This window comes from Candidatus Falkowbacteria bacterium, from assembly GCA_026396835.1.
Classification (GTDB): Bacteria; Patescibacteriota; Patescibacteriia; order Patescibacteriales; family Patescibacteriaceae; genus Patescibacterium.
In genome coordinates, this window is the sequence record JAPLWA010000004.1 from 24,891 (window position 1) to 36,985 (window position 12,095).

Below are 12,095 nucleotides of genomic sequence, written 5' to 3' on the forward strand. Positions count from 1 at the left end.
ATGAAAAAAAGAACTAAAAAACAATCTGCTGGTTTTACTTTGATTGAAATAGTAACCACCCTAGCTATTGTGGCTGTTATTTTTAGTATTGCTGTGTCTAGCTCTAATCGAATGAGTTCAAGATCTAATATTAATTTAGTGACTGAATCTCTGGTTAGCGATATTCGTACAACGGCTATGTCGGCCATGAATTCAGAACAATTTCAAACTCAATCTCCGATTTACTGGGGTATTAGATTGAAAACTGATGAAACTCCGGCTAATTATACTGTATTTGCCGACACTAACGGAGACTCATTTTATAATAATAATGAAAAATTTAAAGCGATTTTTTTAAATAAAAATATAAGATTAAATTGTACAACCTTCCATAACCAGTGTTGGGGAACAGGTTCGGTTTTATTTACCGCTGGTGAGGCTAAGCCATATTTTGAGGGTGGTGGTGACGTCTTGGGGGTTGATACTAAAAACGGAGATGTCTCTATTGAATTAGAAGATATAACAACAGGGGATAAAAAAGTTATTGTTATAAATGCGCTAGGCTTAGTTGACCCTCAGTAATATATGAAATTTTTTAAGCTAAAAGAAGGTTTTACTTTATTAGAAGTCGTGGTTGCTTTAGGATTATTGATTTTAATTTTTGGCAGCGTTGTTTCTTTGGCTATTTTGACCAGGGAGGCTGAGCAAGCTTCAAAAAATAATTTAATTGCTGCCTATCTAGCCAAAGAGGGACAAGATCTAGTTCGTTATAGACGTGATAAAAATTATCTTGATGCTGTATCAGCCTTTAATAGTCTTGTTGCAGAAGAGGTTAATAACTCGGTTTATTATTTTTATATTGACTATACCAACAGTATTCGTTCGGCATCTGCAAATGATGTACAATCATCAGTTCCTTTAAAATATTTTGAAAGTTTTTATGGTAATGGTAATGACGGAGAAAATACTATATTTAAGCGACTGGTGACAACTACTTACCATGAAGCCGCAGGCCTAATGCCAGCCTATATCGATGTTAAGGTCGAAGTCTATTGGAAGAGTGACACAAAGCAAGATACTTACACTTTAAATAGTCAGTTAAGTGATTGGAACTAGCCTTTAAATTTTATGAAAGAAAATAGTATAAAAATAGAATCAGGTTTTACTCTTCTGGAAATGATGATTGCGGTAAGCTTGTTTACTGTTGTCATGCTTATTTCTTCTAGTATGTTTTTAAGCTCAATTGACAGTCAATCCAGAGCAATTGGTTCAAAAAACATACAAGAGAGTTTAAACTTTGCATTAGCTAGTATGTCTAATGAGATAGCCAAGGCGGTCGTTGACCCCGGGCCTTGTGACGGAAGGTGTGACGGCGCGTCAGTATTTTGTGTTTTAGGTAGTGGCCTAGAAAAGAAAATAATTTTTAAAGAACTGGACAATACTTGCATTGCGTATCAGCTAACAACTTTTTCTAGCGATGTCCGTGTTTTATCTATGTCGCGCGATGGTTTAACTCCAGTTTATTTAACGCCGCGTAATATTAATATTTCCGACCTTAATTTTAATACCGAATATGTTACTAATGTAACTAATTATATTGCTAAGGCTAGTGTTTCAATAACTGGTCAAGGTTTAAATAGAGAAAATCATCCTGACATTGTCTCTATTCAAACTTTGGTAACAGTTGGGAATTATTAAAAAATATGAAAAAAACATTTTTAAATTTATTAAATAGGCAACCGAGTGGAATGGCGATGGTTATTGTTTTAACCGTGGCCTTTGTCGTTTTAATAACAGTGGCTGCCGGGGCCGTTATTATATCTAATAATCTAAATAAATCTGGTGGTCAGGCTAGTAAGGCTAGGGCCGAAGAAAGTGTTTCAATTGCTTTAGAAAGATTGAAGGGAATTTATAAAATAGACGGCGCTTTACTTAAAACTTGTAGTCAGGGTGATTGCGTCGACTTAACTAACGGCGTTTGCGTTTCCTGTTCTGACGCAGCGGCTTTTTATAAGCAAGGAGATGTGAAATATAAAGTAGAGCTTGGGAAAATAGCTCAGCCCGAAGGACTTACTGTAGGTTTTGCTGATTTAGTTGTGACTGGTTATTACAAAAATATTAGTAAGCAAAAATCAACTCGGGTTTGTCTGAACTATTGCGCTGGTAAGGGATTTACTTGTGGCGATAATGGTTGTGGCGGAACTTGCGGAACTTGTCGGTCGCCGCAAACCTGCGATGCTGGTACACAAAAATGTAGCGGCGAAGTTGTAACTGGTTGCGGTGATATTAATGTAGAGTGTGCAACTAATTGTCCAGTCGGAACAGTTTGCGGCGGAGGGACAGTGGTTGATGATGTAAATTATATAGTTGTGTCTGACTCCGGTTGTGATAGCGGTAGTTGCAATCAATCAACTGATTATTATACTCGCATATGGGATGAAGGTCATTTTTCTGATACAGGGGCTAATGATCAAAGTGATGGTAGAAATAATATGAGCCACCTAACTAGCTCCCAGTATAGTGCCGCTCTATATTGTAGTGACGCAGCTTATAATAATTTTTCGGATTGGTACTTACCGTCTAACGAAGAACTTCTCACTCTTTATAATGCTTCGCAAAATGCTTATGGCACCGGCTATGCTCAAGATGGTTGTTATTGGTCTTCGTCTCAATATGACAAAGGGCCAATCGAAGCTGCTGTTATAGGTGGTTTTGGTGAAAATTTTAATTCTTGTCGTGAAAGGATCGCTACTACAAAGAGTGAAAATACTTATACTCGATGTATAAGACGTTATAACACGCAAGCAGCTGCTTGTAGTGACGTTAATACTGAATGTACCGCTGATTGCGTTGCGGGTGACCGTTGCGGAGGAGGAGCTTTAATTGATGTATCTAACCATGTTATTGCTTCTTTATCTGGCTGTGATGGGTCTACTTGTTCAGAGACAACTGATAATGCCGTTAGAGCATGGGAAAGCAACGCAATAATCCATGATTTTACTAATGCTCAAGATCCCAATGACGGGAAACGTAATACTGATACGATCGTTGCCTTTGGTCCTAATTTTGATGCAGCCCTTATGTGCTCTAATGCCTCTTATTATGGCTTTGGCCATTGGTGGTTGCCTGCTATTAATGAGCTGGAAACAATGTATAATGCTTCCTCAAGTAACTGGACTTCTGGTTATGCTGATGCTTGCTATTGGTCATCAACTGAAGAAAAACGAAAGGCAGACGTGGCTCTTATTGGCGGTATGGGCGCAAAACATGGTATGTGTCCACAAGCTTACGGTAAAGCAGATAATGCATATGTCCGCTGCTTAAGACGATGGTAGTAACCCTATCTTATTACAGCAAGAGGGAAGTGGTCATAAATAAACTATGATAAAAAGTGAGGCTCTAAAAAGAATTACAAAGTTACGACAAGAAATTGAACGTCTCAATTATCTTTATTATGTTTTAGACAAACCTGAGATAAACGATGCAGCTTGGGATCATTTGAAAAATGAGTTAGTCAAATTAGAAACCGAATTTCCTGATTTAGTTACGCCTGATTCGCCAACGCAAAGAGTTGGTGGTCGAGCCTTGTCGGCTTTTAAAAAAGTTGAGCATAGTTTGCCTATGCTTTCTCTATTTGATGCTTTTAGCGAAGAAGAAATGTTAGCTTGGGAGGAACGCATGGTTAAATTGTTAGCTCCCAGCTTGCGCTGGGATGACAAAAAAATAAAAAAAGATTTCAGCTATTACGCTGAATTAAAAATGGATGGCTTAGCGATTAGTTTAATTTATAAAAATGGAGTTTTAGTTAAAGCCGCTACCCGCGGCGACGGTCGCGTTGGCGAAGATGTCACGGCTAATATCAAAACCATTACTTCAATCCCGCTGCGCTTACGAATTCCTACTAAACAAGAAATAATAAAGCTAGGCCTAGCTGCTTCAACTACTGAGCAGGTTTTTTCAAATTTGGAAAAAGGCGAGATTGAAATTAGGGGAGAGGTTATAATGACTGAAGCGGTTTTAAAAAAATTGAACGAACAATATAAAAAATTAAATAAACCATTGCTAGCTAACGCGCGTAATGCTGCCGCTGGTTCAATCCGTCAACTTGATCCTAATATTACGGCTGAGCGACAATTAGATTTTCACTGCTATGATATTGCGACCGAATTTGGAATTGAGCTGCATAGTCAGGAACATACTTTAGCTAAGTTGTTAGGCATAAAAGTTCTAGATTTAAATAAAGAATGTAAAAATATTTCTGAGTTAATAAATTTCCATCATAACTGGGAAAAGAATCGAGCTAAATTACCCTTTGAATGTGACGGTGTTGTGGCAGTGGTTAATAATACAAAGCTTTGGCCAATTTTAGGTATTGTTGGTAAGGGGCCGCGTTATATGATGGCTTATAAGTTTGCTAACGAGCAGGCGACTACGAAATTATTAGATGTGGAATGGCAAATTGGTCGTAGCGGAACTCTAACTCCAACCGCTAGATTAGAACCAGTTCGAGTTAAGGGTGTTATGATTAGCAATGCAACGTTACATAATTTTGATGAAATAAAACGTTTAGGCGTTAAAATTGGCGACACGGTTATTATTGAGAGAGCTGGTGATGTTATTCCAAAAATCATTGCTACTTTAGTGAAATTACGTAATGGTAAAGAAAAAATTATTAAGCCGCCATTAAAATGTCCGATTTGCGGAACGTCGGTTATGCAGAAACCAGGTGAAGTGGCTTATCGTTGTCCTAATAAAAATTGCTATGCGGTTAATTTGCGTCGCTTGATTCATTGGGCTTCTAAAACCGGTTTAGATATTGATAGTTTAGGGCCAAAAATTATTGAACAATTAGTCATAGCAAATTTAGTGTCTGATCCAGCTGATTTTTATAGTTTAAGTAAAGGTGATTTTTTGTCATTAGAGCGTTTTGCTGAGTTATCGGCTGATAACTTAGTCAAAGCGATTGATGCTTCGCGCTCGACTAGTTTAGAAAGATTTATATATGCCTTAGGTATCGAACATGTTGGCGAAGAAACTGCTTTGCTCTTAGCTAAGCAAGCGGTTTATTGGTCTAAACAAAATAAACAAAGTTTAACGACACCGTTAGATTTAGAAAATTTGTTTACTAAAATAAATAAAGAAGATTTAGAGAAATTGCCTGACGTTGGTACTAAAGTTGCTGCTAGTCTTATTAGTTGGTTTTCGCAAAGCGCTAATAAAAATCTTTTGAAAAAATTAACCGATCACGGTTTAAGAATTACTTTACCAAAAATTACTAACGGCAAATTAAATAATAAATCATTTGTTATAACCGGTACGCTAGATAATCTTTCACGTGATGAAGCTAAGTCATTAGTTAGAAGTAGTGGCGGACAAATTTCCGAGAGTGTTAGTAAACAAACCGATTATGTTGTCGTAGGGGAAAATCCTGGCAGTAAATATGATAAAGCTCAGAAGTTGGGACTTAAAATTTTAAGCGAGAAAGAGTTTATAGGTTTAATAAGTTAAAATAATGTTAAAAATTTTTTCTAAATCAAAAGGTTTTACTTTAATTGAATTATTAGTGGTCGTTGGGATTATTGCGATTCTGTCTACTTTGTCTTTTGTTTTTTTTGATACAGCCCGCATGAGTTCGCGAGATGCTCGTCGCGTGTCTGATATAAAACAATTACAGCTGGCTTTGAAAATGTATTATAACGACACTGGAATTTATCCAACGACTTTGACTGCCAATAGTAGCATCACTGATAAAGGTAAAAATTATTTATTGCGCGTACCAGCTAATCCAACGCCGCGAGCTGATAATGGCTGCGTTGATCAAGACTACAAATATACACAATTAGAAAATGGCCAGCGCTATAGTTTATCTTTTTGCTTGGGTGACAAAACTGATGACCTTGATGGTGGTAATCACACTTTAACTGCTAATGGAATTTTAAATTGTCCAACTGGTTATGTTTCTGTGCCTGGAAGTTATGAATTTAATACTAACGATTTTTGTGTAATGAAATGGGAGGCTAAATGTGCTAGTACCGATGATTTAACTATAGGTCTTGCAGATGCTTTAACGGCAAATAGTTCTTATGATAATTCATCCATCCCTTGTGACGTTGACAATGCGAGAGTCCCGGTATCAGTTTCTTCTGGAAACCCAATTGGAAATATTAGCCAGATTGACGCAGTTACTTATTGTCAAACAATAGGGGCTCATCTTATGACAAATCAAGAATGGATGACAATTACTCGTAATTTAGAAAATGTCACAACAAATTGGTCAGATGGAGTAATTGATGATGTCGGCTCTATTTTAAATGCTGGTAATTACAGCGGGAGCGTAGTCTATGACGGATCAAATGAATATGTAGGGGGTTCGGAAACTCATGATTGGAGAAGAACTTCTTATTTATCTAACGGAGAATCAATCTGGGATATTACTGGCAATATTGCTGAATGGCTTGATACAAGTTGTTTAACTTCTCAATATTATGGCGCTCCCGGTCAAACAGATTGGCCTGACTCTAATTTAGATGACTACGAAAGGTCTGCGGCAGGCCCTTTTAGCGCCGCTCTCAGTAAGCGAAATTATATAGGTACATACATTGGTTGCGCTTCTGACTCTAATTATTTTTTAAGGGGCGGCTCAGCTGATGATAGTGGGATTTCTCCTGGAATTTTTGCATTAGATCTGGCTAATAATTCATCTTATTATAGTAATTTTACCGGCTTCCGTTGCGTTCGTAATTAGTTTGACCCAATATTGGTCGCGGGTTACAATGTAGTAGATAGTATTTAGTTTTATGAAAAAAAATAATCAAGGCTTTACCTTAATAGAATTATTAGTCGTAATTGGCATTATTGCAATTTTGTCTACTTTAAGTGTGGTTTATTTTGAAACTGCTCGTATGTCAGCCCGCGATGCAAGACGTATCTCTGATGTTAAGCAAATCCAAGTAGCTCTAAAAATGTATTATAATGACACTGGTATTTATCCAACCGTAATTACAGCTGGTAGTAGTATATCTGTTGGTGGTACTAATTATATATTACGAGTCCCGGCTAATCCTGTGCCAAGGAATGATGGAACTTGTGTTGATCAAGAATATCAGTACACTCAACTAGAAGGCGGACAGCGTTATAGCTTATCTTTTTGTTTAGGTGATAAAACTGATGACCTTGATGCTGGCAACCATTCAGCCACGCATAACGGAATTTTAAATTGTCCAACTGGATACGTGGCTGTGCCTGGTAGCTCAACTTTTCAAACTAATGATTTTTGCGTGATGAAGTGGGAAGCTAAATGTGCCACCTCAACCGAGCAAACGATTGGTTTATCCGATGTGTTAACAGGAAACTCAAGCTACGATAATAGTAGCACTCCATGCAACGAGGGAAACTCTAGAATTCCAGTTTCAGTTTCGTCTGGTAATCCAATTGGAAATATCAGCCAAGCTGATGCCATAACTTATTGTCAGACTATTGGCGGACATCTCTTAACAAACCCAGAATGGATGACAATCGCTCGTAATCTAGAAGCCACTTCTAGTAACTGGTCTAATGGGGTGGTCGGCGATACTTCTGTAAACTTAGGCAACTTTGATGGGGCACAAGCTATGGATGGAACAAGTGTTTACGGAAGCGGCGGGAGTTCGTTTGATTATTTAAGAACTAACAGTTTATCAAATGGAGAGGTAATTTGGGATTTTTCTGGTAATATAGATGAATGGCTTGATAAAACTTGTACATCTGCTGAATATGTTGATCTTGGCGGGCTGGATGAATGGACTAATCCTGGTATTAGTACAGCGGCACATGATGCTTCCGGGCCGCTTGACCCTTTGTTTAATTCTACTTATGGTATAGGAAATTATTTTGGCTGCATTTCTGATGGTAATGTCTTTTTAAGAGGTGGTTCAGCTGATAATAGTAGTTATAAAGGAGGATTGTACTCCTTGTATTTAGCATATAATAATTCCGTGACCAGTCCTTTGGCCGGTTTTCGTTGCGTTAAATAAATGACTTTTTCAAATAATGACATAAAGCATATTGCTCGTCTGGCGCGCTTAACATTGACTGAGCAGGAAATAAAAAAGTACCGCCGAGAGATCAGCGGTATTGTTGGCTATGTTGATAAATTAGCCAGCGCTAATGTAAGTAATCAGGAGGCCACTTTAAGTTTAACTAGCGCTGATAATTTATTAAGAAACGATTTAGTAGCTGATTGGGATAAGCTAGAAAAAGAAAACACTTTAAACGCGGCGCCTCGTAAAAAAGGACGCTTAGTGGTTGTGCCTAAAATATTAGAATCATGAAATTGAATGAACTTACAATAAAAGAAGCAAGCTTAAAATTAGCTAAAAGAGAAATTACAAGTCTACAATTAACTAAAGATTGTTTGGCTATGATTAAGCGTCACAACAAAGAACTCAACGCTTGTCTTTTGATTGATGAAATTGGTGCGCTTAAAGCTGCAGCTAAAGCTGATAAAAGAATAAAAGAAGGGGAGCGCAATATTTTACTTGGCATACCTTATTTAGCTAAAGATAATATTTTAACCAAGGGTCTTAAAACAACCGCGGCGTCTAAAATGTTAGCTAACTATGTCGCACCTTATGATGCAACAGTTATTAAACACTTAAATAAAGCTGGCGCAGTTTTGTTAGGCAAAACCAATTTAGATGAATTTGCTCATGGCGCCTCAACTGAATATAGTGCTTTTGGCGCAACTAAAAATCCATGGAATAAAAAATTAGTGCCTGGCGGTTCTTCGGGTGGCTCAGCTGCAGCAGTGGCTGCTAACTTTTGTTTATTTGCTCTTGGAACTGATACTGGTGGTAGTGTGCGTCACCCAGCTGCTTTTTGTGGTACTGTGGGCTTAAAACCAAGTTATGGTTTGTGTTCTCGTTTTGGCTTAATTGCGATGACAAGTTCAACCGATGTGCCTGGCTGCATTACTAAAACAGTTGAAGATTCGGCCTTGGTTTTACAAACTATGGCAGGACTTGATAAAAATGACGCCACGACAGTTGATAAAAAGGTTCCTGATTATAGTAAATCGTTAAAGAATTTTAATTGGAAAAATATTACTATTGGTATACCTAAAGAAATTGAAAGTGCTCCAATTGCTGCCAATGTTAAAAAGTCCTGGCTAAAAATGAAGGAAGACATAAAGCGTGCAGGCGGAAAATTTGTTAACATATCACTACCTTCGATCGAATACGCACTAGCCGCTTACTATATTATTACACCTTGTGAGATAAGCTCTAATTTGGCGCGTTTTGATGGTTTACGTTTTGGTTTAACTAAAGAGGATAATAAAATAATTGCCACTGCTTATGAGAAAGTTCGGGAAGCTGGTTTTGGATCTGAAGTTAAACGCCGTATTATTTTAGGAACTTATTGTTTGAGCGCTGGTTATTATGAAGCTTATTATTTACGCGCACAAAAAGTAAGAACGAAAATTATTAATGAGTTTAATAAAGCGTTTAAAGCATGTGATATTATCATGACGCCAACGACGCCGAGTTCTGCGTTTGCTTTTGGTTCTAAAACCAAAGATCCATTGAAAATGTATTTAGAAGATTATTTCTTAGTACCAGCCTCTTTAGCTGGTTTACCGGCTATCTCGGTGCCTTTAGCAAAGAAACCATTACCGACCGCTGTTCAGTTCATTTCTCCGATTTTTAATGAAGCTAAATTATTAGCCATCGCGGCTGCTAGTGAAGAATTTTCTCTAGACCATGATCTTAAACCAACTTTGTAATTATTTTTTATGAAAAAACCATATAACGCTTTTAAAGCTGCTCAACTAACTAATGCTTTGCGCATCCTTGTTTTTGCATGCATAGCGGCGATTGTTTTAATGATTGTTTTATATTTTTCTATGGCTGAAAATCGTCGTCAGCTAATGAGTTGGTTTGGTATTAATGAACCAAATTTAAGTAAAACTGAAAATAAGACCGCTGATCAAAATGACGTTGGCCTTAATGGTTCAGTCTCGGTTAATGAATCAATTAATGTTCGCCCGCTTGATCGTGAAGATCATCTTTGGGGGCCGATTGACGCGCCAGTTAGTTTAATCATTTATGATGACTTTGAATGTCCATTTTGTGCTCAGTTTTACGACACAGTTAATCGCGCCAAGGCTGAATTTGGTACCAGTTTAGTAGTGGCTGTTAGACATTTTCCTTTAATAAGTCATGACCAGGCTATTACGGCAGCCGTGGCTTCTGAATGTGCGGCTGAGAAAGGGAAGTTTTGGGACATGTATAATTTACTATTTGAAGACAATAAGGCTGGTAAGCTTAAGAAAGATGAAATAATTAAAAATGCTGAAACAATTAGCCTAGAGCCAGTCTCGTTTCTCGGCTGTTTGACTAAAGAAAAATATAAAGATAAGATATTGTCTCAAAAGGAAGAGGTGAAAAAACTAGGAGTAATTGGTACTCCGGCTAGCTTTATTAACAATCAATATGTTCCAGGAGCTTTGCCTTATGCTGATTTTTCTTATCCCGATGGTACTAATGCCCCTGGTCTAAAGTCTCTTATTCAGCAGAAGCTAGATGAATTCAAGAATAAGAAATAATGCTTTTTAGCCGTTATTAAACGGCCTAAAGGAGGGTTCGCATAGCGGTCTAGTGCGCACGCTTGGAAAGCGTGTGTACCGAAAGGTACCGAGGGTTCGAATCCCTCACCCTCCGCATAAATAGAAAGAAGTTAAACATAAAAATAAATTTTGCATAATATTTACTTAAATATCATGAAAGAATCATTTGTTAAATATTTACTTTGTCCAGGTTGTAGAAATAGCAATTTTATTTTAGAGAATAAGACAGAAGATGATAGAGAAGTAAGAGATGCTGATTTAGTTTGTCAATCTTGTAAAAAGGTTTACGCTATTAAGCGCGGACTTATTTTTTTATATGATACTTTAAGTCCAGAGGTTTTATATGAACGCGAGGCTTATGCGAAAGACAATGCTACCAGATTTACTAAGGATGATAGAGAAGTAAGAATGATGCAGCTTTCAAGAGAGAATGCTTTTTCTGTTTTGGCGAAGGAAAATGACTTAAAAACAAAAAAGATTTTAGAATTAGGTGCAGCTAATGCTTGGCTGTCTTCATATTTAGCCAAGAGCAATGATTGTGTTGCAATGGATATGTACTATGAAAAGCCCAATGGCTTAGAGGCTGCTGAAGAGAACATGAAAACAAATAATGTTTTTTTAGAAAGGGTAGTCGCTGATATGATTGATTTGCCCTTTATCAACGAAGCTTTTGATATGGTGATTATTTGTGCAGCTCTTCATCATAGTTCTAACTTAGCTACAACTCTAAATGAAATTCAAAGAGTTCTAAAAGACGGCGGTAAGTTACTATTATTAAATGAACCAAGTAACGGAATGTTTGGCACAAATGAACGTGCAATTATTGATAATGATATGGTAGAAGGGTTTAACGAAGAGCGCTATTCTATCTTGACTTGGTTAAGATATGTTAGGCAGGCCGGTTTCCAAGCTAAAGCTTATCTACCTGATAATATGTCTAGCGTTCTTTCGTCTCGAAATCATAATTTTTTGGCTGCTCTATGGAGATCTTCTTTTGAAAAAATTAAGTTTATAAAATCTTTTCTATCATTGCCAATTTTGACTGTTTTTGATGGATTTTTTAATATAGTGGCAATAAAAGCCACTAAGAGATAATATAAAAGCATGAGATTAATCATTGATCAAAGCCAGTTGTCTACGCCCTACCATAACTTTTTACGTTTAGCAGGCTATTCTTACATGCCTAATAGAAAAACAGGTCAGGATAGTTTTGTGCGACCTTTTGGAAATAATAATTATCCTCGTTTCCATATTTACGTTAATGAAGAGGTAGATAAAATAATTTTTAATGCACACCTTGATCAAAAGCAAGCGAGTTACGAAGGTACCTCAGCTCATAGCGGGGAATATGACAGCCCGCTAGTTAAGCAGGAGTTAGACCGTTTGAAATCTTTAATAGGCAAGCCATCGCCTTCGGCATTTAGAACTCGACCAAAAAATGATAGTCCAATAGAAAATAATGATGATGGACGAGCACGTCGTTTTTCCAATCTTTTTAGAAACAATTAGTTTT

12 protein-coding genes and 1 tRNA gene are annotated in these 12,095 nt (G+C 37.2%); all 13 read left to right on the forward strand.

What is annotated here, in order from left to right; all coding sequences use genetic code 11:
• The 13 genes from NTY12_01175 (at position 1) to NTY12_01235 (ending at position 12,091) form a co-directional block, all read left to right on the forward strand.
• The gene (locus NTY12_01175; GenBank protein ID MCX6792614.1) at positions 1-561 is read left to right on the forward strand and encodes a prepilin-type N-terminal cleavage/methylation domain-containing protein; all 561 of its coding nucleotides are present in this window, start codon (positions 1-3) and stop codon (positions 559-561) included.
• A gap of 3 nt (positions 562-564) precedes the next feature.
• Entirely contained in the window at positions 565-1,095 is a 531-nt protein-coding gene (locus NTY12_01180) for a type II secretion system protein (protein MCX6792615.1), read from the forward strand.
• A 12-nt stretch (positions 1,096-1,107) separates the two neighbouring features.
• The gene (locus tag NTY12_01185) at positions 1,108-1,677 is read left to right on the forward strand and encodes a prepilin-type N-terminal cleavage/methylation domain-containing protein (protein ID MCX6792616.1); all 570 of its coding nucleotides are present in this window, start codon (positions 1,108-1,110) and stop codon (positions 1,675-1,677) included.
• Positions 1,678-1,682: 5 nt separating this feature from the next.
• Positions 1,683-3,314 carry a DUF1566 domain-containing protein gene (locus NTY12_01190; protein ID MCX6792617.1) on the forward strand — a complete coding sequence of 544 codons (1,632 nt, stop codon included), beginning with the start codon at positions 1,683-1,685 and terminating at the stop codon, positions 3,312-3,314.
• 46 nt (positions 3,315-3,360) lie between these two features.
• A complete protein-coding gene (gene ligA / locus NTY12_01195) occupies positions 3,361-5,487 on the forward strand; it encodes an NAD-dependent DNA ligase LigA (GenBank protein ID MCX6792618.1) in 2,127 nt (708 codons plus the stop codon).
• 4 nt (positions 5,488-5,491) lie between these two features.
• Positions 5,492-6,724, forward strand: a complete 1,233-nt coding sequence (locus NTY12_01200) for a prepilin-type N-terminal cleavage/methylation domain-containing protein (GenBank protein MCX6792619.1) — start codon at positions 5,492-5,494, stop codon at positions 6,722-6,724.
• A 52-nt stretch (positions 6,725-6,776) separates the two neighbouring features.
• Positions 6,777-7,991: a prepilin-type N-terminal cleavage/methylation domain-containing protein gene (locus NTY12_01205; GenBank protein ID MCX6792620.1), complete on the forward strand. Its 1,215-nt coding sequence runs from the start codon at positions 6,777-6,779 to the stop codon at positions 7,989-7,991.
• Positions 7,992-8,288, forward strand: coding sequence for an Asp-tRNA(Asn)/Glu-tRNA(Gln) amidotransferase subunit GatC (gatC, locus tag NTY12_01210; protein MCX6792621.1), 297 nt, complete (start codon positions 7,992-7,994; stop codon positions 8,286-8,288). It begins immediately after the preceding gene.
• Complete coding sequence (gene gatA / locus NTY12_01215; GenBank protein MCX6792622.1) at positions 8,285-9,739, forward strand: Asp-tRNA(Asn)/Glu-tRNA(Gln) amidotransferase subunit GatA; 1,455 nt, start codon at positions 8,285-8,287, stop codon at positions 9,737-9,739. The genes gatC and gatA overlap by 4 nt, the downstream gene beginning before the upstream one ends.
• A 9-nt stretch (positions 9,740-9,748) precedes the next feature.
• Positions 9,749-10,561: a thioredoxin domain-containing protein gene (locus NTY12_01220; GenBank protein ID MCX6792623.1), complete on the forward strand. Its 813-nt coding sequence runs from the start codon at positions 9,749-9,751 to the stop codon at positions 10,559-10,561.
• A 30-nt stretch (positions 10,562-10,591) separates the two neighbouring features.
• Positions 10,592-10,676: transfer RNA gene (locus NTY12_01225), tRNA-Ser, on the forward strand.
• A gap of 59 nt (positions 10,677-10,735) precedes the next feature.
• Positions 10,736-11,677 (forward strand): methyltransferase domain-containing protein, encoded by a 942-nt coding sequence (locus tag NTY12_01230; GenBank protein MCX6792624.1) that lies wholly within the window; start codon positions 10,736-10,738, stop codon positions 11,675-11,677.
• Positions 11,678-11,686: 9 nt separating this feature from the next.
• On the forward strand, positions 11,687-12,091 hold the full coding sequence (locus NTY12_01235) for a hypothetical protein (GenBank protein ID MCX6792625.1): 405 nt from the start codon (positions 11,687-11,689) through the stop codon (positions 12,089-12,091).
• The last annotated feature ends 4 nt before the right edge of the window (positions 12,092-12,095 follow it).

Bases quoted from the DNA above. Each gene is read 5' to 3' on its own strand.
- NTY12_01175 (MCX6792614.1), top strand. From the start codon at position 1: ATGAAAAAAAGAACTAAAAAACAATCTGCTGGTTTTACTTTGATTGAA.
- NTY12_01180 (MCX6792615.1), top strand. From the start codon at position 565: ATGAAATTTTTTAAGCTAAAAGAAGGTTTTACTTTATTAGAAGTCGTG.
- NTY12_01185 (MCX6792616.1), top strand. From the start codon at position 1,108: ATGAAAGAAAATAGTATAAAAATAGAATCAGGTTTTACTCTTCTGGAA.
- NTY12_01190 (MCX6792617.1), top strand. From the start codon at position 1,683: ATGAAAAAAACATTTTTAAATTTATTAAATAGGCAACCGAGTGGAATG.
- ligA (MCX6792618.1), top strand. From the start codon at position 3,361: ATGATAAAAAGTGAGGCTCTAAAAAGAATTACAAAGTTACGACAAGAA.
- NTY12_01200 (MCX6792619.1), top strand. From the start codon at position 5,492: ATGTTAAAAATTTTTTCTAAATCAAAAGGTTTTACTTTAATTGAATTA.
- NTY12_01205 (MCX6792620.1), top strand. From the start codon at position 6,777: ATGAAAAAAAATAATCAAGGCTTTACCTTAATAGAATTATTAGTCGTA.
- gatC (MCX6792621.1), top strand. From the start codon at position 7,992: ATGACTTTTTCAAATAATGACATAAAGCATATTGCTCGTCTGGCGCGC.
- gatA (MCX6792622.1), top strand. From the start codon at position 8,285: ATGAAATTGAATGAACTTACAATAAAAGAAGCAAGCTTAAAATTAGCT.
- NTY12_01220 (MCX6792623.1), top strand. From the start codon at position 9,749: ATGAAAAAACCATATAACGCTTTTAAAGCTGCTCAACTAACTAATGCT.
- NTY12_01230 (MCX6792624.1), top strand. From the start codon at position 10,736: ATGAAAGAATCATTTGTTAAATATTTACTTTGTCCAGGTTGTAGAAAT.
- NTY12_01235 (MCX6792625.1), top strand. From the start codon at position 11,687: ATGAGATTAATCATTGATCAAAGCCAGTTGTCTACGCCCTACCATAAC.